A 23,374-nucleotide genomic window follows, 5' to 3' on the forward strand; every position below is an offset into this window, starting at 1 on the left:
CTTTGCGCTCCAATGAACCTAAATGTAGAGGATTCTGCACAACAAAAAGAATGTCCTCAAAATGCGGACATTCTTTTTGTCATTCATGAGTTTTATCTCAGAGAGGGAGTTCACCGAGTTAACTACCTCGGTTCAACAGTAATCAACACTACATCTTTCAAATTAAATTTATAAAATTTCTCATCTTCGTTTTCTACAAATTTAATCTCATCATGGCCATACTGTAGTGCCGCAGTTTTTTTACTTTCTGACTCTACGTCATCTACTACCTCCACGCCATTAACAAGATGATACGTAACTCTGAACTTTTGTGCATTTGCCATCTATTTGTCCTCCTTGATATCCAGTGAAATCATAATGTTTCCTCTTCTCAATTTACCCTTCAGACCTTTCACCTAAACGAGCTATACCCTTTTTTTGAACTGACCCTTAATTTTCTCACTTTAAAACTACTTTATTTCAATTGATTAAAATCCAACTTCAGAAACTATTTTATATTCAGGAAGCTCTCTAAAAATCGATTTACAAAATATTAACTTGTGAAAGAATTCCGTCATGTATTATCATTGCAACTAGAGATGCGCAGCTATTTTTACTTCTTGTTAAATGCCCAATCTTCATAGAAATGTCTCTGCTTACTAATTTCAGAAAAATGCAAACTTATGAATCATCGCTGTTCCCTTCATCCTTATCTTAGTATCAACATCTCTTTCATTACATATGAACCTGATGTTTGTACATAAAATTACATAATAGGAGGCATTTCTATGCTTAGAAAATCGATGATGTTTGTTTTTGCGCTGCTCCTGTCCTTAGCTTCTTTTCAATTTGATCTGCCGTCAGCCTCGGCGATACCACCTGAAACACCGTCCAAATCAGCCGCTCAAACTCAACTGAATTCGCTGACCGTAGAACCTGAAAGTTCGATGTCCGGCTACTCGCGTGATAAGTTTCCGCACTGGAGCGGCCAGGGCAGCGGCTGCGATACTCGTCAGCTGGTGCTTCAGCGTGATGCTGACTACTACAGCGGAACCTGCCCCGTAACCTCGGGCAAGTGGTACAGCTATTTCGATGGTGTCATCGTCAACTCGCCATCTGAAATTGACATTGATCACGTTGTTCCTTTAGCAGAAGCCTGGCGCTCCGGTGCCAGCAGCTGGACGACGGAAAAAAGCAGGGAATTTGCCAATGACCTTAACGGCCCGCAATTGATTGCAGTCACAGCCAGCGTCAACCGGTCCAAAGGTGACCAGGATCCATCAACATGGCAACCGCCGCGTGCTGGTGCACATTGCGGATACGCGAAATGGTGGATCAACACGAAGTACCGCTGGGACCTGAGCTTGCAGTCTGCGGAGAAGTCCTCGCTGCAAACGATGCTGAACTCCTGCTCATACTAAGAAGTTAGTGGACAGCCATTCAGTCCAGGAAAGGAGCCAATCTTTATGGATAAAAAATCAACCATTTTCACCGCCACCCACGGGGTCATGACCACTGAGGTTGGTGTGATCAGCGGGGAGCTCGAACTTCTTACCACCTGTGATAACACCGGCGCACTCACTCTTGCTATTACATATGCAGGCGCCGAGGAATGGTACACCCTGCCCGGTGAAGACTACCACCTGCATGACTCGCGTGACCACGAGGTCGTTCACAGAATGCTTGCCACTGTACTGGAGCGTCCTTGATCCAGACATTAGATCCTATCCACAGTTGTATAGATATTAAAACAGTCCGGGTATATCCGGGCTGTTTTTTATGCAAATCATTAAAATTCAGTGATGATGAACACCTTTATCTTTCCAGACAATGCTAACTCTCTAATACTCTCTTAACCCGGAATGAAACCTTTCAATTTCTTTAACGTAATGATACCAAGAGGTGAAAAAAATGTATTTACAAATACCTGAACCATCCCGGCCCATATCCGCAAAAATCGTAGACATCTGGCGCTGGACCAACACGATTGGCCATTCGGTTACCCTGCTTATACTGGGAGTGCTGCTTTATTTTGATCACCATAATAACTGGGTAAGCTGGATCGATAATGTACTTTACATACTCATTGGACTTTTTATCATATCCGCTGTCTACTCTATTTTCATCGAGCCTTCCATTCTTCAAAAATCCTGGCGATATGAAATAAGTGAGGAGTTTGTACAATTAAAACATGGACGTTTTAATCAGTATCACACCCTGATTCCCATGACAAAAGTAGAATATGTTACGACAGATCAAGGGCCGTTTCTTCGAAAACACGAGTTGTTTAATTTAAAAATCGGTACAACCACTTCCAGTCATAACATCCCTGCCCTTCCCAAAGAAGAAGCACTTATGCTAAGATCACAAATCGCACGTTACGCTAAAGTAAAAGATACAGATCCAGAAGGAGAAGACGTTGAATGAGCTCTCAGCCAAAACGATATCATGCTGCCTGGCTTTTATTTGAACTTGTTTCATTTATAAAAAATGCTTTTTTCTTCATTTTGTTTTTATTTATCTTGCGAGCTGATACCTATACAGGATGGATTTTGTGGGCTAAGGTGCTGTTTATCATTTTTGCCGGATGGACGATCCTGAATATTATTTTAAAATGGTTTTTTCAAACCTATCAGATTAAGAATCGAACCATTATTTTAAGAGAAGGTGTATACGTTAAAAATCAGCGGGTAGTCCCGATCGAACGAATACAAAACCATCAGACACACACCAACTTTCTTCATCGAATGCTTAAGTTAACCTCTCTAACACTGGAAACGGGGTCAAGTGATTCAGAAGCATCGGTTACGTTTTCGGTGATTACTCATGAGGAAGCCAGACATATTCTGCATCTGATTGAGGAAAAAGAAGTTATGGAATCGGAGGCTGAAGAAGGAAAACAAAAATCCGGCACAACGGTTTATTTCCGTTCCACAAAAAAAGATACGAGCAAAGCGGCCCTTACCTCTTTCAGCTTCCTTGCCATCTTTCCGATTCTGGCTGCGGTTTATTTTCAATTAGATGATTTTTTTAATTTAGACAAATCCACAGAAAACATCTTTCACTACTTTTCAGAACACTTATGGCTGCTTTTCCCTCTTTTCATCCTGGCGATGATTTTGTCGGCGGGTATTGGGTATATTCAAACGGTGATCAAATACGGAAATTATACAATCTCTGCAGATGCGGAACGGATATACATTCGGAAGGGAGTAGGAAATACGAGCACTTTTTCCATCCAAAAAAATAAAGTTCAAGCGATTAAAATCAATCAATCACTTATCAAACGCCTGCTGAACATGGTTGAAGTTAAAATGGTTAGTGCGGGCGGCACAGGGGATGAAAAGCTTGAGACCAATGCCCTTTATCCCTTTATGGCGAAACACGATGCCTATGAGCTAATCAATCTTCTTTTGCCTGCTTATCACATAGAAGAAAGCATGAAGCGATTACCACAAAAGGTCTTATATCTTAAATTACTTGCCCCATACTACGGAACCATTGCAGTTGGCATTGGGCTGTTTATGTTTCAGCGTGAGTGGTTATGGATCACGGGGGTAATCTTTTTATTAGGAATTCTATCTCGCATCCTGGATTATTTTTTCACCAGCTACCTGCGTCACGGTGAGTTTATCCAGACGAGAAAAGGCGGATTTTCAAATGAAACATTTTTGACCCGGAGACAACGAATCGAACAAATTGAGATTAAACACTCATGGCTTCAGCGGAAATTTAACGTGGCTTCATTACAATTTTCAAACCGTTCAAAACCAGTCTTAATTAGCGAACTTGACGATCTTCCAAAAGAAGACGCTGCCGAATTTTACACCTGGTATGGCAGCCGCACATAAAAGAACCCTGCCCTTGTGAACGTTACGCGGGCAGGTTTTTTCATTGTCATTTAATTTTGTTTTATAAATAGACTCACTACACAAGTTTACATTTTTACCCGTACTCTTTTTGTCATTGCACGAATGGCCCAGATTGAGATGCCAGCAAGAAGAAATGATGCTGAAAACGAAATAAACAGGGAAAGATTTTCAGGTGCGTGAATGGAAAGCAATCTGTGAAGCGGTGTCTCCAATTCGCCCGACCAAAGCAGATCCAACATAAAAATCAATGCGAGCGCTGCATTAATCGATAAGGTGAGACCCCATCCGCCGAACCGGTAATATCCTGCACCAATAAGCCAGCCTGCCACATAATAAATGAAAATATTTAAGCTGAAGACAAAGAAAATTAATATCCATGATGCATTAGCTCCTAAAAAGGTAATAACATCAGTTGGTGCGATGAGCTGCTCGATTCCGCCTACGATCATTGCAATGATCATAAAGATGACTGATAATGTAGCAGAAGAAATAGCAGCTCCTATGAAATAATGCTTTCGAGTGACACCAAGCTTCACATAGTAGCTTAAGAAGCTCGGAACGGAAAGGATTCCAACCACCAGCATAAAGATTTTATATGGGTTTTCAATGAAATTAAAGAATCCTTCATCTACAATGTTTTTATCACCCAAAAATATCTGAATGCCCACATAAATCACAAGACCAATTGAAATCATCCAAGTGGCCCATCCAAGCTGTACAAAGGTCATATCGAAGGCAACCTTGCGTCCGTTCCGGTTATTTTTGTTCATCATGATCCCCCTCTTTTGTTAAGTGGATAAATAAATCCTGAAGCGAAACGGGACCGATATCCAGACCAGATTGTACTGCTTGAAGCCGCTGTTCTTCGGTAAGCTGTTCGATGACCATCACCGATTTAGTGCCGCCAAGCTTTTGTGTATTAATTTTTTTCATCTCCTGTACAAATCGGTCAACATTCTCTGCAGCACCCGTAACCGAAGCACCTCTTTCAAGCAGCACGTCTACCGGCTCCTTAAGCACTAATTTCCCTTTATGCAAGATCACAACTTCATCAAATAAATAATCCATTTCTGATACAAGATGAGTGGACAGGATGATGGTTCTTGGATGAAGCGCATGATCCTCTATTACTTTTTGATAAAAAATTTCTCGTGTAGGGGCGTCCATTCCGCTGTAGGCTTCATCAAAAATTGTAATGGGAGAACGGCTAGCAAGACCGATGATGACATTTAACGCAGACATCATTCCTTTTGACAGTTGATTAACAGGTTTGGTTAGTGGAAGATTAAACGCTTTTATTAATTCCATGGCGAAATTAGCATCATAATTTGGTTTATAAGCTTCAACTTCTTCCAGATGCGCTTTCACTTTTTCAGTGTTTTCCTGGTAATCTTTTTCGTAAACAAACGTCACTTGCTGCATAAGATCAGCATTCTCAAACAGTGTTTCCCCGTTTATTTCAATCGTTCCTTCTGTAGGCTCTGAAAAAGAAGCAAGCAGTGAGAGCAGAGTCGTCTTTCCAGCACCGTTTCGCCCGATTAACCCATAGATCTTTTCTTCATTTAGCTGCAGCGATAGACTATCTACTGCTTTAAACTTTCCATATTTCATGGTGACACGATCAAACACCACATCCGTCCTCATCCTCATCCCCGCCCTTTCAATTGTTTGATCAATTTCGTTAATTCATTTTCGGTTATCCCTAATTTTTGTGCCTCCTGAATCATTGGAAGCATGTATTGATCCACAAAACTTTTTTTCCTTTGTTCAATCAACACTTCTTTTGCCCCCTCTGCAACAAACATTCCGACCCCTCTTTTCTTGTAAATGATGCCAGCATCAACGAGCAGATTAATTCCTTTTGCAACGGTTAAATGATTAATTTTGTAAAACGTCACAAGCTGAGTAGTGGATGGGATTTGATCATTTACCTTTAATTGATCATTCACAATCTGATCCTCGATTCGATCTTTTATTTGCATAAAGATCGGCTTGCTGTCATTAAATGATTGGCTCAATGGGAAATCACCGCCTTATTAGTTGTTATATGGTTATATAGTTATGTATATAACCATAAGTCATAATTGAATTTTCGTCAATAGGCGAGGGGACTAATTAAAAAAAATTTCCTGGCAATGTAAAAAATTTTATAAGTAGATCGGTTAATTTCCAATGCTGGTGAGGTTTTAGCCATAAATAAACCCTTGCGAACTAGTCTCCGGTTCGCAAGGGCAGCCTTTTAAAATTACTATTTAATTCAATACAACATAATAAAAATTATTCTTCCTGCCTTTTGGCAATCTTCACCCACTCTTCCCTCGTCAATTTCATATTAATCGAGTCGATCCATTCTCCTTCATATTCCAGATCATTGACGACTATGCTTTCTTCAACAAATCCGACCTTCTCGTAAACTTTTCTAGCCCTTGGATTAAAATCAAACACACTCAACGTTAGTTGATCGAGCTGCGTACTAGTAAAAATGTAATCAATTATTAGCTGGGTGGCTTCTGTTCCTAATCCTCGGTTTCTTCCTCTTGGTCCAATGAGTATTCTAAAATTCATCCTATTATTTTTCTCATCGTATAAATTAACCACTGCTTCTCCAACCAAAATACCTTGCGATGGGTCAACAATTGCAAGGTCCAATCGGTCAGTTTGTTCGTTTCTCTTGCTATACCAATGTTTAGTCTTTTCCAGATCAAATTCCGAGGAGCTGCCTGTAAGTTTTATAACCTCTGAATCTCTTAAGCATTCTTCTATATAAGGAAAATCTTCCTTTTAAAATGGTCTAAGGATCACTTTATCTCCCACAATATGCGGTTTTTCTTCAAAAAACACCATACGTTATACACTCCAATTTACTTTTAGAGTTGATCATATCTACTTCGTCTTTGGATACAAGTCCCTCTCACTTTTGATATGAATGATTGATTATAAAAGTAATACAGCTTTTGGGATCCCGTATTTAAATTAAAATTTGGACTGCTCTATACCTCCAGCAAGCCCCGAAACCCTCTGGCAGCATAATAGGATTCTGCACCGTTGTGATACAAGAAAACGTGGCCGAATCGGCGATCGCAAAAAAGTGCGCCGCCAAGCTTTCTGATTTCAGGAGGCGTTTGCACCCAGCTTGATGTTTTTAAATCAAATTCTCCAAGCTTCTGCAGGGCACGGTATTGCTGTTCTGTCAAAATCTCGACCCCCATTGAAGAAGCCACATCAACCGCATTGTTTTCAGGTTTATTTTTCTTCCTTGATTCTAATGCAGCATGGTCATAACAAAAGCTTCTGCGGTACTTGGGACTTTCTGCTGAACAATCACAAAACAGATAGATTTCCTTATCTTCCTCGTAACCAATCACATCTGGTTCTCCCCCGGTCTTCTCCATTTCGTTAAGCGACCACAGCTTGTCCGCATTCTGCTCCAGTTTCACTTGGATGTCAGTCCATTCAAGACCTTCATGGCGGTTCATGTTTTTCTCAAAACGGTTCTTCAGTACTTTTAACAACTCTTCGCTCTGTTCCGTTGAAAGCTCTTTTTTATAGTCCTTTGTCATGTCAGTCAGCTCCTCTTTATTGTGGTAGCTTGTACGAATAATCCTGCTTTAATTATACTCCGATTTAACCAGATTATAGTCTTAGAATTTTATTGGTGCATTATCCCCCCCATTTAGTGTAAATAGTTCAACTAAAAAGGACTGCTTCGTATTATTTAGAAGCAGTCCTTTTTTACGTATTACGCCCTTAAAGTCTAATGGCACCTATAAATGGGCAATTATTAATAATTATTATTTTTTATACTCTTCAAACATGTTAGTGTTGTCAGGAATATTTTCTAAATAACTGATTTTACCTGCAGCATCTAATTTCGCAATATCTTTTCCAGTTTGAGTAAAGACGGTTCCGGATGAACGTTTACCGCATACTGCCCAAGGCGTTTCCAAAAGGTCCGTTCCCTCAATACTTTTCCAGCCTTCGAACATATGTTTAATATCACTATTTTCCTGAAATACTTTCTTCACAAATAATTTCCAATTTTCAATTCCTGTTTTCTTATGACCATTTAATACAAAAACAATGTCTTCCGAAAATAATGATACTAGCTCATCCATTGCTTTATCACTTGTTCTTGCATGATCAAATAAGTCAAAATATTTCTCTAAATTTTGCATCTGAATCTCTCCTGCTTAATATGATTACATTTTTAAGTATGTCAACTAGCCTTTATAAACCATTTTTTCATTTACAATATTTTTTAGCATTTGCAAATTCTCTTTGGGACAATTATTATTAATTTCTTTAGATAAAGAAGCGATCGTTTCACGCTTGAGAATCGATTGCCAGGATGATTCTGCTTCTTCCATTAAATCAGATAATAAGCAGATATCTTTTTCTTTTAAATTAAGCATGTCATAGAAAATACCACTAGATGAATAAAGAGACTGTTTGCCCTCTACAGCAAGATAGACATCATAGATTCGTATATCTTCAGGATCTTTTTTTAATCTAAACCCTCCTTTAATACCCGGGACAGAGATAAGAAGATCTGCGTTAACTAATTTCCGTAGTATTTTTTGAATATATGTGGGCGATCCACCTAATTGTTTACTGATTATTTCTCCTGACAAAACCGCTTTTGGGGGTAAAAAATTAAGCAGCAAAATAGCATAAACAGATTGCTCCACACCGGTTTTCATTTGCAATGAACATCAGCCACCCTTTCTTTAATATGTTTGTTACTTTTTGATGTAGTAAGATTGTTCAACTAAATGTGTATATTAAGGATAAACATTGTCCACTTTAGGGATAATAATATATTATCTTAATAAAGTAAAACTTTTGGCCTCATGACCAAGTTTGTTACTGTAAGGTCTGGTACCTAACCAGGCCCCTTTTTTACTATCCTAAATCTCATTTTTATTAAGAAAAGTGTAAAAGCGAGAACCCCAAAAATTCCCCCAAATTGAAAAACTTAAATAAAATAATCTTTGTAATAGACAAAAGTGCCTATTAAACAAACAGCCGTATAGATCAGTGCTGTATAAAAAACCAGTGAAGGATAAAAATTTCTCTTCTCTACATCCACTTTAGTGCCTGTTTCGGACTGAACCTGCAGACTTACTTGGTTGGAAGTAAATCCCCCTGTTGATGAAAAATAGTAAATTATAAAAGTTGAAATTAATCCAGTTAAAAATGCAGTATCCATGAATTGAAAGCCCAATAAAGCAGTTAAATAATTGGCAGTAATTAATCCAACTAATGTGACTGCGGAGATTAAAATACTCTTCATTTGAAAACCTCCTTTTTACTTATTACGGAATTTATTAACAAAAGTTTCTAATTATAGTATTTTTAATTTTTTTCAAATATTAAGTTTCAGGAAGCCAAGCTACCAAGCCTTCTGTGATACGATGGATTGAAACTGATATTCAAGTAGATGGGAGTATCCAGTATGGACAAATTCGCGAAACGGGGATATACCCTATTCATCAGTGTATACGTGATGATGCACTTTTTCTTTTCCTTTTCTCAGAGTGAAACACTAATGACTTCACTTTCTTTAGTGGGACTTGCAGCCTTTTTAATGGGTTATTTTTTTCTGCCAATAAAGCAGGCTTCGATCTCTCTTTTACTATTTGGGATTGCCGTAATGATTCACCTTTCATCAGGGACTTCCCTGATCGAATCAGCGATATCCGGCTTTACCGTGATGAGCGGGCTGATTGCTCTCCTGCTGATCGTTCCCGCTATCAGCTGGGTGCTGGAAGAAAAGCCTTATATTGAATCTGTTATTCATTTTGCTCAAAGCCTTCTTAACACTAGCCGAAAATTCTATTTTGGCATGCTGATGATTACACAAATCATCTCTTATTTTTTGTTGTTTGGCGCTATTCCAATGGTTTATGGAATGGTAAATGGTTTCCTGAGCGGTCAGCAGGGGGAGGCTTGGGAGAACTATAAAGGAACTGCATTACTTCGGGGCTTCGCCCTAACAACCATGTGGGTCGTCAGCATTCCAAGCTTTATTTTTGCGGTTGATGCACTTGGTGCTTCTTTAGGATTATCGATCTTACAGGGTTTTTTCATCTCTTTTGCCGGGGTGCTGCTTGCTGTGCTTTTTTCCTATTTTCAGGAGCGGCATTACGGAGTTGATCTGACAGAGGGCATTCAGGAACAGCTGGCGAAAATTGGTGGAGATCTGAAACAGGATGCAAAGGGAAATCGCAACGTGACCGAATTTATTCTTCTTTTCGTTACGCTTTTCGGATCCATTTTTCTTTTAAACGCGATCTGGGATGTAAGTCTGCTGCTGATTATTCCGATCGTTATTATTGCCTGGGTCATCCTCTACTTTATCCTCAGCCGAAAAACCGGCAGGATCATCGAGCACGGAAAGTACTATGTGAAAACCGGTATTCCAAACAAAGCACAACAATTCTCTATTCTGTTCGCTGCAGGATTTTTAATAGATTCTGTTAATCAGTCAGGATACGGAGACTTTATCGTGGATGGTCTTTTTTATGTCTCAGATGCCGTGCCATTTTTAAACTTTCTTTGGATCCTTCCTTTTGTTGTCATTATCTTAGGATTTATCGGCCTTGGTCCGCTGACCGTCATCGTACTGGTGTCTGGAATTTTACAGGGCGTCGAAGTGCCTTATCCGCCGGAGCTCATCGTTTTGGGAATTACATCCGGAAGTGTGATCTCCATCATGCTGTCACCGCTGGTTTTACCGACGATTGTGCTGAGTGCAGTAAACCGGCTTAGTATTGTGAAAAACAGTATCATGTTTAATTATAAGTACGCGATTGCGTTTTATGGAATGACGCAGGTTTATTTGCAGAGTGTTGTGCTGTTCTTTTTATGATTTTATAAGTTCGAATCTGCAGGTTAGGTGCAAGCACTTCCATTCACACTATTAATAGCCTGTTTTTAAAAAATCCCCCTGTAAGAAACGCTTCTAGACTGTTTCTTACACGACGATCCTTATTTCCATCAAAAAATTTTGAATCTCCTCTTCCGTAGCACATCATCAATCAGGACTCATATTTAGAAAAAATCTTCCGAAATATGATGGAATTAATCAACGCAATAAGAGCAAATCCTCCAAATGTACCAAAGTACAGCCCTGACAACAATCCGACAGACGATGAAAAAACGATTATTAAGGGAAATACGTTTAAAAGAATTAATAGAATAAGATAGTGAAAATGAGAAATTCCCATTAGCAGTGAATTTAAAAGGATCTTTTTAATGGTATCTTCGTATCTGGAGATATAAGCAAAAACAAAAAGAAAAATACATAGATAAACAAATCCAAAAACGATAAGTACACTTGTCCAAAGAATTAAAGGAAGCCCGCCCGCATTCCCTAAAAGACTGTAATTGACTCCAAATAACAGTCCTGCAGCAGCCATTATAAACCACACAATTGTACTTTGTTTAAAACTTCTCCGGTAAGAGAAGTAGAAACTCTTAACGATCGTTTCATCTTCATTTTTAATTATTTTCAATAAAACGGAATACAAGGCGGTTGTTGACGCGCCGATTGTAACGATAGGAAGTGAAAACAACAAAAACAGTGCATTTAATATAGCCAAATCAACAATTCTTGATAAAAACCTGAATAATGTTCCATCCAGTTGAAACACCTGGCTCATGTTTGTTTCTCACCTCTTTTTAAACTGGAATGGATAAACCGGTCCTATTATTGCCAATTGGACCGGCTGCCATTTCAATTTTGTAGATTTCCAGCTAACTACCCGAAGAGCCTATTGAGCGGCTTCAAGGTTTTCCTGGTATCTTTTAAATGCCGCATTTTGGATATCTATATACTCGTCATAGCCCATTTGTTTAAGTTGATCAATATAATCATCCCACTCTTTGGTCACTCCGCCTTCAACAACCCACTTCGACTGCATAGAACTCACAAAAGCAGAAAGGTCAACATTCAATGTATTTAATCGCTGCATCTCCTCTTGTGTATAAAAAACATTTGGAAATTCTTCTTTTGCATGCTGGTTAATTTCTTTGTCCAATTCAAGTTTAAGCCCATCACCGCCAGTAGTTGGGAGTGTAACTTTTTCATTAAACCCTTCCCCTACATACTTCGGACCAAAGTCTCGTAATGAGTGTGTCCATGCAAATATATCTGCCGATTCCCCTTCGGGAGCATCCAGAACTTTATATGTGCCATCTTCCAGCTTTTCAGTCCCGACACCGAAAGATCCATAAAACGTTTGAATACTGGCATCCTCCGTGTAAAATTTGTCTGCCCATTGGAGCAGCTTTGCCGGATCTTCCGCCTGTGTAGTAATCATAAACTCATTACGGGAATAAGTAGGAGCATCAGTCATTACGTACCGTTCTCCGTCAGGTCCTTTAAGTGCCGGCAGCTGAACGTATTCTCCGGCATTTGGGCCAAATATTGCATCTGCCGTCCAGCCTGTCCCCACGCCGACCCGGGAGCCATTTTCATCCTTCCTTTTTGCTTCTGCCATTGACTCATCCTGCGTAAACATTTCCTCATCAATTAAGCCTTCTTGATAGCTTTTATGCATCCATTCAATGCCTTCTTTATATTCTTCTGTAGTTGGCATGTAAACGGGCTTGCCTTCTTTCATTGTCATATAAACTTGAGGACTGCTTCCTTTAGGCAGACCAAATGGAAGCAAGTATTCAAAAGCACCCCCACCGTAAGGGATTTCATCATTCAAATCTCCATTTCCATTAGCATCCTGCTCCTTAAAAGCTTTTAAAACGTTATAAAATTCTTCATAAGTATCAGGCATTTCCAACCCCAAATTATCCAGCCACTTTTGATTAATAAAAAATGTGTTGCCCGCAACCGGCCTCATTGGAAGCTTTTTCGGCAGGCTGTAAATATGTCCATCAGGAGAAGTGGCGTTTGCGCGCAATGTTGGGTCTTCTTCAAAAGCGGCTTTTAAATTCGGCATGTTTTCGTCAATTAAATCTTCGAGCGGAATAAACATACTGGCGTTTTGCGCCATATCTGAATCACTCAATGCAATTGAGCCTAGAAATGCATCCGGCAAATCTCCGCCAGCCATTAACAGTGCTTTTTTATCTCCCCACTCACTGTTTTGATAAACATCCCATTTAATATCAATTCCAGCTTCTTTTTCTGTTTCTTCTACAAACCCTTTTAAGAAATCATCGCCCCAATCGGCCCATCGAACCGTTGCAATTTTATACGAGCCGTCATCTTCAGAATTTGAACCTGATGAATCATTACTGCAGGCAGCCATTAAGCTCGCTGCTAATGCAAAAGATAATGCTGCGTTCATTTTTTTCTTCATGTTTAATTCCCCCTGTTATTCTTTAATGGACCCTATCATAATTCCTTGGTTAAAATATTTTTGCAAAAATGGGTATAAGCACATGATTGGAAGCGTAGAAACGACGATTGCTGCATACTTCATCATTTCCGATAAGCTTCTTAGTTCCGATGCCAGAGAACCCGAGGAAAAGCCAAGAAGGGATTCATTTGCGATCAATATTCTGCGCAGCACTAATTGGAGCGGCTGTAAATTTTCGTTTGTAAGATAAATCATTGCATTGAACCAGGAATTCCAAATGTCCACTGCCGTCCAAAGACCAATAACAGCAAGAACAGCTTTTGACAGCGGCAATACCATGGTGAAGAAAAAGCGGATTGTACCGCACCCATCAATCTGTGCTGCTTCCCATAGGGTTTCTGGAAGACTTGTTTTAAAGAATGTTCTGGCAATAATAATGTTAAAACATGATACAGCAAATGGCAGCACCATTACCCAAAACGTATCCAACAGCCCAAAGTTTTTAATCACCAGATAGGTGGGCACTAATCCCCCGCCGACAAACATCGGGACAATGTAGAAAATAGAAATCCACTTTCGGCCAAATAGATCCTTCCTTGATAAGGCATAGCCTGCCGGAATATTAACCGCCAGCGCAATGAGCGTTCCAACCAGAGTATAAATAATGGTATTTAAGTAACTTCTCCAAATCATTTCTTGTTTGAGCAATTCGATATAGCCAGCTAAATTCCACTCTTTTGGCCAAAACCATACGTTTCCGTTTGCCACGTCCGCAGGGTCACTGAAGGAAGCAATGATAATGAACCAGAGAGGATAAACAATCATCACAATCATTACGATCGCTATCCCATATACTGAAAGATCAAACAGGCGATCCTGCAGGTTCTTATGGGTTCTTGTTTTTTTTGTTAACTTATTTTTCATTAATGCTTCCAATCTTTTATCCTCCCCTCTATATTAAACTCGTATTCGTTAATTTTTTAGACATCCAATTCACCAGCAACAGAATGATGATATTAACAACTGTGTTGAATAGGCCAATAGCGGTTGATAAACTATATTGAAAGTTTTGAAGACCGATCTTATATACGTAAGTAGAAATAACTTCACTGCCGGTTAAGTTCAATTGATTTTGCAATAATAGCACTTTTTCAAAGCCTACATTTAAAAGGCTGCCCGCTCTCAAAATCAATAAAATCATAGCAGTAGGTAAAAGCAATGGCAGATCAATATGAATGATTTTTTGCAGCTTGCTGGCACCGTCCACCGTTGCTGCTTCATAATAAGTTGGGTTAATGGCTGAGAGCGCCGCTAAGTAAATAATGCTGTCCCAGCCGACATGCTGCCACACATCACTCCACACATATACACTGCTGAACAATGAGGCATTTGATAACAAATTCGGCATATCAATACCGATCAGTCCCAGCACATTGGCAACCAGTCCTGTGCTTGGTGATAAAAAGAGTAAAATCATACCGCACATGACCATTGTCGAGATAAAATGCGGCAAGTAGGTTGTGACTTGAAATACTTTTTTAAAGGTGCCAACACGAATTTGATTACATAAAATTGCCAGCGCAATTGGCAGCGGGAAGCCTACTAAGATACTATATAAGCTAATGGCCAGCGTATTTTTAATCGTGATATCAAATTGGTACGAATTAAAATACTGAATAAAGTGCTTGAAACCTACCCACTGGCTTTCAAGTATTCCCAATGAGGGTGAATAATCTTTAAAAGCGATGACTAAACCATACATTGGCAAATAACTAAAACAAATAAGTAGAATAATAGAAGGTATCAGCAATAGATATAGCGGTCCGCTCTTCTTCACTTGTTTCATTATTTTTGTCATTTTTCTTTCGTTTAAGATGACATGATTATGCGTAAAACCCTTAGTTAAAGCTTTATTATACACAGCTGCCACTCCTTCTATTAATTGTTGATACAGCTCTCGCCCTCCCTTTATCTGATACTCCTGATTATATGACAGCGCATACATTTTAAAATAGCTGTAAACGGACTCCATATTTGTACAATTCGGATAAATTAATCTTTAAATACAACAAAATAACACTATTCAGTCATGATTTATTGATTCAAACGCTTTCTTGACGTTTTTGTGCTAGAAAGTATAATCTGATTCTTTATAATGAAGGTATGTTGTGTTAGGGGGGAGAAAGTGCAGTTCTTTATTGGAGATCGATCTTCACGTTCGATTGACTATTACTTAAAAGGCCTTTTAATCATCTTAATTTCGATTTTTTTAATTAATCTGTTAGTTAGTTTCTTAATCGTCACTACTACAAGGCAACAAAGCATTAATTATGTTACGGATACAGTCCATTTGTATCTGAACGAAGCTCAGCAGAAATTGGACGCCATCGATCATTTTATGATCTGGACGGTGAAGAATGATCCATTACTTGAGAATATAGAAGAATCTCAGGGAATGGAAGAATTACCGGAAAGCATTAGTGACTTTAGATCAAGAGTGATTGATTTTCAACACTCTACCGGCAGCGAATATCAATTCTTTTTAGCTTTAAAAGAAGAAAACTTTTTTTTAAATACTTCCCCTCTTCGAATGGGATATTCGGAATATCTTGAGGCAAAACAGTTTTTTTTAACCGAAATACAACGTTCTGCTACTTATGAAAACTTGTATACATGGCAATCTGTTAAACTAAACGATGAATTCTACTTGTTTCATTCACTAGAATACAATAACAGAACCCTTATTTCCTTGGTTGCCGTAGAGGATATTCTGCTTCCATTACGAAAGATCAATTTAGGAGATAATGGACTGATTGTAATGAAAAACGAAGAAGTCGGATACCTCTCTGACCCCGGTAACGTAGAGATGCTTCAAACACAAAAATGGAACCGGCTTTTTAGCAGCTACCTCTTATTTGAAGAAAGTGAAACATCTCTTCCTTTTTCGCTGCATGTATCTGTAGATCATTTCAGTGCCTTTAAAAAGGTAGTTTTTGCCCAATTGGCCCTTATTTTAGCCACCCTTCTCATTAGTGTTATTCTATTTATCATTTTAAAATATATCAAAACTAATGTGATATCCCCTGTCCAGCTCTTCTCTAAAAATTTATCAGCTATAAACAAAAATAACGAAACCATTGATTTTGAAAGCAGCAGTATTAAGGAACTCGAGCAGGCTGGTATTCAATTTAAGGTATTAATTAATGAAATCAAAAAATTAAAAGTAAATATTTATGAAAAGGAATTTGAAAAAAAGCAGATTCAAATGGACTTTTTAAAATTGCAAATCAAACCACACTTTTATTTAAATTGCCTAACAACCATTTACAGTATGGCTCAAATGGAAATGTATAAAGAAATAAAAGAAATGACGTTGGCTACCTCAAAATACTTCAGGTATTTGTTTCAAACAAACCAAAATTTTGTCATGCTTCAGAAGGAATTGGATCATATAAATGATTACCTGGACATCCAAAAACTGCTTCATGTACAAGCTTTTCATTTTAAAAGCTTTATTGAAACAGGAACGGATAAAGCAAAAATTCCGCCTTTTGCCCTGCAAACCTTTATTGAAAACACAGTGAAGCATTCCGTTTCTCTAGATGAACAGATTGATATTTCAATACGAATCGAATATTCACATGAAAGGAATGAATGGATCAAAATAGAAATATCAGATAGCGGTCCGGGCTTTTCCTCGGATGTTTTAAGCAGGCTGCAAAACAATGTTCCATTATCAAACAAGGAAGGCAATCATATTGGCATAAACAATGTGCTTCAAAGGCTGAAGCTTCTATATGGAGAGGAATTTTCAATCGAATTTTTTAACGGCCCTGAAGGTGGCGCTTCGATTGTTCTCGTTTTGCCCTATATGGTTTATGAGGAGTGAATAGGATGAATATCTTGATTGTGGATGATGACCGATTCGTTATAGCCGCTTTAAAGCAAAAAATGGATTGGACTTCATAAAAGAAGTTTATAGCGCTTCTAATATTCGCCAGGCGCAAAATATATTTAAGGAAAACACGATTCACATTTTGATTTCCGATATTGAAATGCCACAGGGAAGCGGCCTGGAACTGTTATCCTGGATCAGATCGGAGAAATATGAAACTCAGGCCATCTTCCTTACCAACTTTGCAGATTTTAACTATGCGCAAAAAGCAATTGAACTTCAAAGTTTCGATTATTATTTAAAGCCTATTGAATTCGACAAATTAGAATTAATTATAAAAAAGGCTATAAATAAAGTAGAAGTCAGCAAAACAAACGAGCAATCGATTGAAATAGGTAACTATTGGAAGAAGAATAAAGAAGAACTGCAAAAGCATTTTTGGCAGATGCATTTAAAAGATGACGAACTGTTTTCTGAAGAAGATCTTCAGAAACAGTTGAAACTTAAACATATGGAGTATTCGTTAGAAGATCGTTTCGTTCCAGTGTTGATCGATTGTTTCCCCTATACATTCGCAGAGCAAAACAAGAAGATCATTTCAATCATGGATCAAGAAAGTAATTTTCAATACAAATTGAAAAAGTTGATTATGGAAGCTTTTAGTACACAGGACATTCATTTAGACAGTTTTGTTAAATTCAATCAAAATACAGATGAATATTTAGCACTTTTTATTAGGGAAGAAGGGAATGATGTGCCGCTTGAAGAATGGGTTAATTCCTGCAACAAGTTTATTGTAACGGTTCAGGATCAACTGAATAGTGATGTTCAGTGCAGCATTGGGCCAGTGAGTTCTTTGAGGCTAATAAAACAGACATTTAAAGAACTACATGAATTTAAAAAAGAGACTATCGACTTTCGAAACAAAACCTTCATTTTCAATCCTCTGGATAAAGAGTTCACAAAATATGCTGAGCCAAATTTACAGCTTTTAGAGCATTATCTTGAAACGGAAAATAGGCTAAGCTTTGTCAACAAATGCTATCAGTATCTGACGACCCTCGTAAACAAAGAGGCTCTGAATTATCAAGTGCTGTGCAGCTTTAGGCTGGATATCACACAGCTAATCTATACGCACCTAAAGAAAAAAGAGATTTTAGCAAATAAACTGTTTCAAGGAAAGACACATGATATCTTACTGGAGCAGTCACCAAGATCGGTTGAAGATATCATGACTTATATTTCCCATTTAGTGGATGTTTCCTTGGAGTATATGGCATTCACTGAGTCCCAAAAATCAATTATCAATACTATTTGTGATTATATTGACCAGCATTATCAGGAAAATATCACTCGAAATAGTCTGGCTAAGATTGTTTACCTTAGCCCGGATTACATTGCACGTTTTTTTAAAAAAGAAATGGGCATTTCCCTTGTAAATTTTATAAAAAAAAGAGTCGAAATCGCAAAGGAATTACTCGCCCACACAGAATTACCAATTCATATTATTTCTGATAAAGTAGGATATGGAAATTATTCTTATTTTACAAAGATTTTTAAGAAAGAAACAAATTATACACCTGTTGAATTTCGGAAAAATACCTAAGGGGTTTTATTTTTTTTGCCAACCTATTATTTTATCAGGGAGAGAAAAATATGAATGAAGAATCACAGAAATACTGGGACGAATACTGGAATGATCGAGATCAAACTAAACCAAAAAAAGTAAGTGACTGGCAATTCGGAGCCAGCCCGGATCAATTGGCTCAATTAGTAATAGACGAAGTTAAAACAGCGACTTGCTCTGGACTGATTTTTTATGAAATTGAAAAGGAACCACTGCCTGCCATTGAAGACTACAGTGTTGTTTTAAGCAGCAATGATAAACCTTTGGCGATCATTAAAACAGTAGATGTTAACATCATGCCCATGAATGAAGTCCCGGAGGAATTTGCGATTGCAGAAGGTGAAGGCGATAGAACCTACCAATATTGGAAGGAAGTTCACGAAAAATTCTTCACTAAAGAGTTAAATGAGGTCGGTCTTGCGTATTCAGAGGATATGATGTTAGTATGTGAACGTTTTGAGTTGGTGGATGTAAAGAACAAGTAAAAATATGCTTGGGGGTTGAACTGAAAAGGAGCCCCTTACGCTGAAAATGTAAAAGCACCAATCGCAATCGCTGCGATTGGTGCTTTTGGTATTTTTAGCGCAAAGGCTTTTCTTTCCGACGCGGCGGGATTGTTCGCCCGGCTTTGATGTCCTGGTTAAATGATTTTACTAAAGAGTAGGACATAACGAGTAAGATAAACGTTAACGGCAAAGCACTTACGATGATCGCCGTTTGAAGAGCGGAAAGACCTCCTGAACCCAACAGCACCAGTGTAGAAGCTGAGAGAATAAGTCCCCAAGTGATTTTCACTCGATTTGGAGGATTTAACATCCCTCCTGTTGTCTGCATTCCTAATACAAATGTAGCGGAATCCGCAGAGGTAATGAAAAAGGTTGTGATTAACAGGACTGACAGTGCAGATAAGATCGCTCCAAATGGAAGCTGATCATACACCATAAATAAGGCCGTTTCAATCGACTGGCCGGAGATATCAATTCCTTGTGTCAATTCTAAATGAATGCCTGTGCCGCCAAATACCGTAAACCAAAATGCACATAAGGCAGCTGGAATTAACAGGACAGCAATCGTAAACTCACGAACAGTTCTCCCTTTTGAAACCCGGGCAATGAACATCCCTACAAAAGGTGTCCACGAAATCCACCATGCCCAGTAGAATATGGTCCAGGCTTGCGTCCACTCGGCTTCCTGACTGTTAAAGGGAGAAAGTCTTAAGCCCATACGGGGAAGATTTTGCAGATATTCGCCTAATGTATTAACAAAGAGATTTAATATAAACAAGGTTGGTCCTAAAACGAGCATCGCAAAAAGTAACAGGACAGCCAGGGACATATTAATATTACTCAACCATTTGATCCCTTTTGAAATTCCTGTTGAAGCAGAAACGATAAAGAGCACGGTGACAACGGCCATAATCGTTAATTGAATGCCAAAGTTATACGGAATTCCGATCAAATATTGCAGGCCGGAATTAATTTGCTGTGATCCAAGTCCTAATGAAGCAGCGACTCCAAATAGTGTAGCAAATACAGCAATGACATCGACCGCAATGCCCATTCCCCCCTTTGCTCTCTTTTCACCAATGACAGGGGTCAAGGTTGCACTCATTAATCCTGGTGCACCGCGATTAAATTTAAAATAAGCCAGTGCTAAAGCAACGATGGCATAGATAGCCCATGCATGAAGGCCCCAATGTAAAATGGTATAACGCAACCCTAAAACAGCTGACTCTTCCGTACCTCCTTCTCCATATGGAGGAGTGGCGAAATGAGAAACAGGTTCTGATACTCCATAAAAAAGCAGGCCAATACCCATACCCGCCGAAAAAAGCATGGCAATCCATGTAAGTCTGTTGTATTCAGGCTTATCATCTGGTTTTCCAAGTTTGATTTTACCGAAAGGTCCCACAATCATAATAATGGCAAAAATGAGGAAAAATGTAGCGATTAGTTGATAGAACCAGCCAAAGTTTACAAGTACGAATGCTTGGGATGCATTCATGGCATCGGCCAGTCTTCCGGGGATTAACACACCAATTAAAACAAATAGTATGGCGATTCCTACAGAAATTAGTAAAGTCTTATTTCCTTTCAATGCGCATCAACTCTTTCATTTTTTTTGTTACCCTCTCAATCTACAAAGTCTCATAAATCGACAGGATTCCTGTTTTAATAAGTGAATTATTATCATAACATAGTTCGCAGGACTTTTAATGCCCCTGCCTGGAGACCGGTGATTTAAGTTGGTGGGAAGAATTGCTCTCCCCCCTGCTGTGAACGGGTGTATCAATGTATTAATTATATCCTGCTAAAAACAGAACTTTTTGATTTTATAAACGTAGTAACTATTATTCACACAAAGGAGGAATTACTGATGTCAAAGTACTCCATTAAACAATTTGTTCAGGAAACAAAACAGGAAGAAAGTGCACGTGACTTTTTTGAGCTGGAAACGGACCGTATATTAGAAGTGAATTTAAACGGGCAGGTGTGGGCAAAAGCAGGGTCTATGATCTCCTATGAGGGAAACATCAAGTTTGAACGTGAGGGGGTTTTAGAGCACGGAATTGGCCGATTTGTAAAAAAAGCACTCAGTGGTGAAGGCGCACAGCTGATGAAAGCAAACGGCCGGGGAAAGCTATACGTTGCAGATCAAGGCAAAAAAATCACGGTTCTCGATCTTGAAGGTGAGAGTGTTTTTATTAACGGAAATGACCTTCTCGCTTTTCAGGACGGCCTGGAATGGGATGTCAAGCTCATGCGGCGTGTCGCCGGAATGATGGCCGGCGGACTGTTTAATGTACGACTGGAAGGACACGGGCTTGTCGCTTTTACCTCCCATTATGAGCCCCTCACCATTCTCGTCACACCTGATAGACCAGTGTTCACAGATCCTAACGCAACCGTCGCCTGGTCTGGAAACCTGGAGCCTGAATTTGTTACTGACATACAGCTGAAAAGCTTATTTGGAAGAGGCAGCGGAGAATCCATTCAAATGAAATTTTCCGGCAATGGGTTTGTTGTGGTGCAGCCATATGAAGAAATTTACCAGACACAGCAAAGCTGAATGATTTAAAGGCCAGCAAACGGCTGTCATGATCGGCTGTTTGCTGGTCTTTGCTAATATAATGCGTTTTGCTCCAAAAACTTTCTATTTTAAAAAATGCAAAGCAGTTAAATATCCTGCGTGTATGAGTAATGTAGCGCCTGTAAATAAACAAGCATGTGATGCTCCAGATGATGTCATACCCTTATCTTCTTTAGTATCCAGATAATAGATAAGTGCCAAACCAAATGCAATGAAAAGGGACATAATGAGATAAGAAAATGTCTGATACAGCCAAGTATACATAAGGAAATGTACAGCTCCTGCGATACTGAATACAAACGGAATCAAGCAGTAATGCTTTTTTTTGAACATGGCAATTAAAAGGGGCAAAACCAACAACTGGCTCATCGCGATTATAATGATGAGTTCATCAAGTTCTCCAGTATCCGGCCGATTCTCAAAAGCGTCAATTCCATACAGGATCAGTAAAGCGATTGGCAATGCAAACATCCCTTGGAAAAGCGTGGCTAATGAAGCAGTAATAGGACTAGTCGTTTTCCACATGACTCCACAAACGATCCAAGTAACTCCGTATGCTGCTAAAAATGGTGCTCCGGAAATGTTAATTTCCGCAAGCTGTTCCAGTACTCCCACCATGCCTTCTCCCCCCTTTTGTTCGACTTTGGAGTATTATACATATCTTGTCTCTGTTAAAATTCCCCGAACTAAAAGTATTTTACATTCACTTTTTGATGCTGTTATTTAGATCTTCACGATATTTGTCCTGCCAGGTTTTCGCATCTTTAACTAATTCGTCGCAAAAAGCGGCTGCGTCCTCACCCGTCAGGTCAATGACTTTTTTCCCTTCTGCAGACCCTTCCTCAAATAAGTCAAGAATGCCGGTAAAGATACGATGAGTATCTTTCCAGTCGGTTAGACCTCCAGAGGTCCACATATATTTTTGCATCGCTTTGTAAGCATTTTGGTATTCACTTGGAAGTGCCTTCGCACGAGCCTCCATCGCTCTCCATTCCCGCTTGTCGTTCAAACTGCCGATAACTTTTTCAAACATATTCATTTTACTCATCCTCTCTGGTTTTTTTCGCTTTGATTTCTTCAATTTTGCCCGAAACGAAATCCCATTTTCTCCAAAACGTTTTAAGATGCTCATGACCTGCTGTATTGAGTGTGTAAAATTTCCTGGGCGGTCCCATAGTTGATGGCTTTTTCTCCGTATCGACCAGATTGTTTTTCTCAAGCCGCATGGTAATCGTATAAACGGTGCCTTCAACCACATCGGTGAAACCAAGTTCACGCAGCTGTTGTGTGATTTCATAGCCATAGGTTTCACCCCGGCTGATAATTTCCAGCACGCAACCCTCAAGCACCCCTTTCAGCATTTCTCTAAAGTTATCCATTTTATCCTCCATTTGTACTTTACTTGTATAGCAATCTGTATCAATGGTATTTAGATTTATCAGTATTCAGTATTACTTACTACCAGTATATAGTATAACGAAGTAGTGGTTCTGTCAATAATCAAAATGACCGTCAAAAAAGCTTTTTTGAAAAACAAAGAGCACATTCTTTACTTTAGAATGCACTCTGCAACCGACTGATTTTTATA

General features: G+C 38.9%; 25 protein-coding genes and 1 pseudogene. 9 read left to right on the forward strand and 17 right to left on the reverse strand.

Annotation, left to right across the window (positions count from 1 at the left end; genetic code table 11):
* Window positions 1-122 precede the first annotated feature (122 nt).
* Complete coding sequence (locus tag E2R51_RS14855; RefSeq protein WP_133377878.1) at window positions 123-323, reverse strand: hypothetical protein; 201 nt, start codon at window positions 321-323, stop codon at window positions 123-125.
* Between the two features lie 444 nt (window positions 324-767).
* On the opposite strand from E2R51_RS14855, the gene E2R51_RS14860 reads away from it, so the two are divergent.
* From E2R51_RS14860 to E2R51_RS14875, 4 genes are all read left to right on the forward strand, one after another.
* Window positions 768-1,400, forward strand: coding sequence for an HNH endonuclease family protein (locus tag E2R51_RS14860; protein WP_133377879.1), 633 nt, complete (start codon window positions 768-770; stop codon window positions 1,398-1,400).
* A gap of 45 nt (window positions 1,401-1,445) precedes the next feature.
* Complete coding sequence (locus tag E2R51_RS14865; protein WP_133377880.1) at window positions 1,446-1,688, forward strand: hypothetical protein; 243 nt, start codon at window positions 1,446-1,448, stop codon at window positions 1,686-1,688.
* A 202-nt stretch (window positions 1,689-1,890) separates the two neighbouring features.
* Entirely contained in the window at window positions 1,891-2,406 is a 516-nt protein-coding gene (locus E2R51_RS14870) for a PH domain-containing protein (protein WP_133377881.1), read from the forward strand.
* Window positions 2,403-3,830: a PH domain-containing protein gene (locus tag E2R51_RS14875; RefSeq protein WP_133377882.1), complete on the forward strand. Its 1,428-nt coding sequence runs from the start codon at window positions 2,403-2,405 to the stop codon at window positions 3,828-3,830. Before E2R51_RS14870 ends, E2R51_RS14875 begins: the two co-directional genes overlap by 4 nt.
* 86 nt (window positions 3,831-3,916) lie before the next feature.
* Here E2R51_RS14875 and E2R51_RS14880 read toward each other — a convergent pair whose 3' ends face one another.
* From E2R51_RS14880 to E2R51_RS14915, 8 genes and pseudogenes are all read right to left on the reverse strand, one after another.
* Window positions 3,917-4,621: a hypothetical protein gene (locus E2R51_RS14880; RefSeq protein ID WP_165967240.1), complete on the reverse strand. Its 705-nt coding sequence runs from the start codon at window positions 4,619-4,621 to the stop codon at window positions 3,917-3,919.
* Window positions 4,608-5,495 (reverse strand): ATP-binding cassette domain-containing protein, encoded by an 888-nt coding sequence (locus E2R51_RS14885; RefSeq protein ID WP_133377884.1) that lies wholly within the window; start codon window positions 5,493-5,495, stop codon window positions 4,608-4,610. The genes E2R51_RS14880 and E2R51_RS14885 overlap by 14 nt, the downstream gene beginning before the upstream one ends.
* Before the next feature lie 2 nt (window positions 5,496-5,497).
* Window positions 5,498-5,869: a GntR family transcriptional regulator gene (locus E2R51_RS14890; protein WP_133377885.1), complete on the reverse strand. Its 372-nt coding sequence runs from the start codon at window positions 5,867-5,869 to the stop codon at window positions 5,498-5,500.
* A gap of 259 nt (window positions 5,870-6,128) precedes the next feature.
* Window positions 6,129-6,617 (reverse strand): annotated as a pseudogene (locus tag E2R51_RS14895) (GNAT family N-acetyltransferase); the annotation flags it as partial.
* Between the two features lie 224 nt (window positions 6,618-6,841).
* Window positions 6,842-7,411, reverse strand: coding sequence for a DUF4256 domain-containing protein (locus tag E2R51_RS14900; RefSeq protein WP_133377886.1), 570 nt, complete (start codon window positions 7,409-7,411; stop codon window positions 6,842-6,844).
* A 231-nt stretch (window positions 7,412-7,642) separates the two neighbouring features.
* A complete protein-coding gene (locus E2R51_RS14905; protein ID WP_133377887.1) occupies window positions 7,643-8,026 on the reverse strand; it encodes a nuclear transport factor 2 family protein in 384 nt (127 codons plus the stop codon).
* A 45-nt stretch (window positions 8,027-8,071) separates the two neighbouring features.
* Window positions 8,072-8,557 carry an RrF2 family transcriptional regulator gene (locus tag E2R51_RS14910; protein ID WP_133377888.1) on the reverse strand — a complete coding sequence of 162 codons (486 nt, stop codon included), beginning with the start codon at window positions 8,555-8,557 and terminating at the stop codon, window positions 8,072-8,074.
* Between the two features lie 269 nt (window positions 8,558-8,826).
* Complete coding sequence (locus E2R51_RS14915; RefSeq protein ID WP_133377889.1) at window positions 8,827-9,144, reverse strand: hypothetical protein; 318 nt, start codon at window positions 9,142-9,144, stop codon at window positions 8,827-8,829.
* A gap of 162 nt (window positions 9,145-9,306) precedes the next feature.
* On the opposite strand from E2R51_RS14915, the gene E2R51_RS14920 reads away from it, so the two are divergent.
* A complete protein-coding gene (locus E2R51_RS14920) occupies window positions 9,307-10,722 on the forward strand; it encodes a hypothetical protein (RefSeq protein ID WP_133377890.1) in 1,416 nt (471 codons plus the stop codon).
* A 169-nt stretch (window positions 10,723-10,891) separates the two neighbouring features.
* Here E2R51_RS14920 and E2R51_RS14925 read toward each other — a convergent pair whose 3' ends face one another.
* The 4 genes from E2R51_RS14925 to E2R51_RS14940 form a co-directional block, all read right to left on the reverse strand.
* A complete protein-coding gene (locus E2R51_RS14925; RefSeq protein WP_133377891.1) occupies window positions 10,892-11,515 on the reverse strand; it encodes a YesL family protein in 624 nt (207 codons plus the stop codon).
* A gap of 111 nt (window positions 11,516-11,626) precedes the next feature.
* Window positions 11,627-13,174, reverse strand: coding sequence for a type 2 periplasmic-binding domain-containing protein (locus E2R51_RS14930; RefSeq protein WP_133377892.1), 1,548 nt, complete (start codon window positions 13,172-13,174; stop codon window positions 11,627-11,629).
* A 15-nt stretch (window positions 13,175-13,189) separates the two neighbouring features.
* On the reverse strand, window positions 13,190-14,110 hold the full coding sequence (locus E2R51_RS14935; RefSeq protein ID WP_306462127.1) for a carbohydrate ABC transporter permease: 921 nt from the start codon (window positions 14,108-14,110) through the stop codon (window positions 13,190-13,192).
* A 16-nt stretch (window positions 14,111-14,126) separates the two neighbouring features.
* Entirely contained in the window at window positions 14,127-15,032 is a 906-nt protein-coding gene (locus tag E2R51_RS14940) for an ABC transporter permease (protein WP_133378032.1), read from the reverse strand.
* Window positions 15,033-15,359: 327 nt separating this feature from the next.
* Here E2R51_RS14940 and E2R51_RS14945 point away from each other — a divergent pair, with 327 nt between their 5' ends.
* From E2R51_RS14945 to E2R51_RS14955, 3 genes are all read left to right on the forward strand, one after another.
* Window positions 15,360-17,063, forward strand: coding sequence for a sensor histidine kinase (locus E2R51_RS14945; protein ID WP_165967241.1), 1,704 nt, complete (start codon window positions 15,360-15,362; stop codon window positions 17,061-17,063).
* A 67-nt stretch (window positions 17,064-17,130) separates the two neighbouring features.
* Window positions 17,131-18,675, forward strand: coding sequence for a response regulator transcription factor (locus E2R51_RS14950; RefSeq protein WP_133377894.1), 1,545 nt, complete (start codon window positions 17,131-17,133; stop codon window positions 18,673-18,675).
* 50 nt (window positions 18,676-18,725) lie between these two features.
* Window positions 18,726-19,181, forward strand: a complete 456-nt coding sequence (locus E2R51_RS14955; protein ID WP_133377895.1) for an ASCH domain-containing protein — start codon at window positions 18,726-18,728, stop codon at window positions 19,179-19,181.
* 94 nt (window positions 19,182-19,275) lie between these two features.
* On the opposite strand, the gene E2R51_RS14960 is transcribed toward E2R51_RS14955, so the two are convergent.
* Window positions 19,276-20,793 carry a BCCT family transporter gene (locus E2R51_RS14960; RefSeq protein ID WP_133377896.1) on the reverse strand — a complete coding sequence of 506 codons (1,518 nt, stop codon included), beginning with the start codon at window positions 20,791-20,793 and terminating at the stop codon, window positions 19,276-19,278.
* A gap of 279 nt (window positions 20,794-21,072) precedes the next feature.
* Here E2R51_RS14960 and E2R51_RS14965 point away from each other — a divergent pair, with 279 nt between their 5' ends.
* Window positions 21,073-21,765, forward strand: a complete 693-nt coding sequence (locus E2R51_RS14965) for an AIM24 family protein (protein ID WP_133377897.1) — start codon at window positions 21,073-21,075, stop codon at window positions 21,763-21,765.
* Between the two features lie 84 nt (window positions 21,766-21,849).
* Here the strand turns inward: E2R51_RS14965 and E2R51_RS14970 are convergent, their stop codons facing one another.
* The 3 genes from E2R51_RS14970 to E2R51_RS14980 form a co-directional block, all read right to left on the reverse strand.
* Window positions 21,850-22,404: a DUF7010 family protein gene (locus tag E2R51_RS14970; RefSeq protein ID WP_133377898.1), complete on the reverse strand. Its 555-nt coding sequence runs from the start codon at window positions 22,402-22,404 to the stop codon at window positions 21,850-21,852.
* Between the two features lie 85 nt (window positions 22,405-22,489).
* Window positions 22,490-22,825 carry a DUF1048 domain-containing protein gene (locus E2R51_RS14975; RefSeq protein WP_133377899.1) on the reverse strand — a complete coding sequence of 112 codons (336 nt, stop codon included), beginning with the start codon at window positions 22,823-22,825 and terminating at the stop codon, window positions 22,490-22,492.
* Window position 22,826: 1 nt separating this feature from the next.
* A complete protein-coding gene (locus E2R51_RS14980; RefSeq protein WP_133377900.1) occupies window positions 22,827-23,165 on the reverse strand; it encodes a PadR family transcriptional regulator in 339 nt (112 codons plus the stop codon).
* Between the last annotated feature and the right edge of the window lie 209 nt (window positions 23,166-23,374).

The sequence above is a fragment of the Jeotgalibacillus sp. S-D1 genome (assembly GCF_004358665.1).
Taxonomy (GTDB): Bacteria; Bacillota; Bacilli; order Bacillales; family Jeotgalibacillaceae; genus Jeotgalibacillus.

Excerpts from the sequence above, each read along its gene's own strand:
- E2R51_RS14855 (WP_133377878.1), bottom strand. The coding sequence starts at position 323 with ATGGCAAATGCACAAAAGTTCAGAGTTACGTATCATCTTGTTAATGGC.
- E2R51_RS14860 (WP_133377879.1), top strand. The coding sequence starts at position 768 with ATGCTTAGAAAATCGATGATGTTTGTTTTTGCGCTGCTCCTGTCCTTA.
- E2R51_RS14865 (WP_133377880.1), top strand. The coding sequence starts at position 1,446 with ATGGATAAAAAATCAACCATTTTCACCGCCACCCACGGGGTCATGACC.
- E2R51_RS14870 (WP_133377881.1), top strand. The coding sequence starts at position 1,891 with ATGTATTTACAAATACCTGAACCATCCCGGCCCATATCCGCAAAAATC.
- E2R51_RS14875 (WP_133377882.1), top strand. The coding sequence starts at position 2,403 with ATGAGCTCTCAGCCAAAACGATATCATGCTGCCTGGCTTTTATTTGAA.
- E2R51_RS14880 (WP_165967240.1), bottom strand. The coding sequence starts at position 4,621 with ATGAACAAAAATAACCGGAACGGACGCAAGGTTGCCTTCGATATGACC.
- E2R51_RS14885 (WP_133377884.1), bottom strand. The coding sequence starts at position 5,495 with ATGAGGACGGATGTGGTGTTTGATCGTGTCACCATGAAATATGGAAAG.
- E2R51_RS14900 (WP_133377886.1), bottom strand. The coding sequence starts at position 7,411 with ATGACAAAGGACTATAAAAAAGAGCTTTCAACGGAACAGAGCGAAGAG.
- E2R51_RS14905 (WP_133377887.1), bottom strand. The coding sequence starts at position 8,026 with ATGCAAAATTTAGAGAAATATTTTGACTTATTTGATCATGCAAGAACA.
- E2R51_RS14915 (WP_133377889.1), bottom strand. The coding sequence starts at position 9,144 with ATGAAGAGTATTTTAATCTCCGCAGTCACATTAGTTGGATTAATTACT.
- E2R51_RS14920 (WP_133377890.1), top strand. The coding sequence starts at position 9,307 with ATGGACAAATTCGCGAAACGGGGATATACCCTATTCATCAGTGTATAC.
- E2R51_RS14925 (WP_133377891.1), bottom strand. The coding sequence starts at position 11,515 with ATGAGCCAGGTGTTTCAACTGGATGGAACATTATTCAGGTTTTTATCA.
- E2R51_RS14930 (WP_133377892.1), bottom strand. The coding sequence starts at position 13,174 with ATGAAGAAAAAAATGAACGCAGCATTATCTTTTGCATTAGCAGCGAGC.
- E2R51_RS14940 (WP_133378032.1), bottom strand. The coding sequence starts at position 15,032 with ATGACAAAAATAATGAAACAAGTGAAGAAGAGCGGACCGCTATATCTA.
- E2R51_RS14955 (WP_133377895.1), top strand. The coding sequence starts at position 18,726 with ATGAATGAAGAATCACAGAAATACTGGGACGAATACTGGAATGATCGA.
- E2R51_RS14965 (WP_133377897.1), top strand. The coding sequence starts at position 21,073 with ATGTCAAAGTACTCCATTAAACAATTTGTTCAGGAAACAAAACAGGAA.
- E2R51_RS14970 (WP_133377898.1), bottom strand. The coding sequence starts at position 22,404 with ATGGTGGGAGTACTGGAACAGCTTGCGGAAATTAACATTTCCGGAGCA.
- E2R51_RS14975 (WP_133377899.1), bottom strand. The coding sequence starts at position 22,825 with ATGAATATGTTTGAAAAAGTTATCGGCAGTTTGAACGACAAGCGGGAA.
- E2R51_RS14980 (WP_133377900.1), bottom strand. The coding sequence starts at position 23,165 with ATGGATAACTTTAGAGAAATGCTGAAAGGGGTGCTTGAGGGTTGCGTG.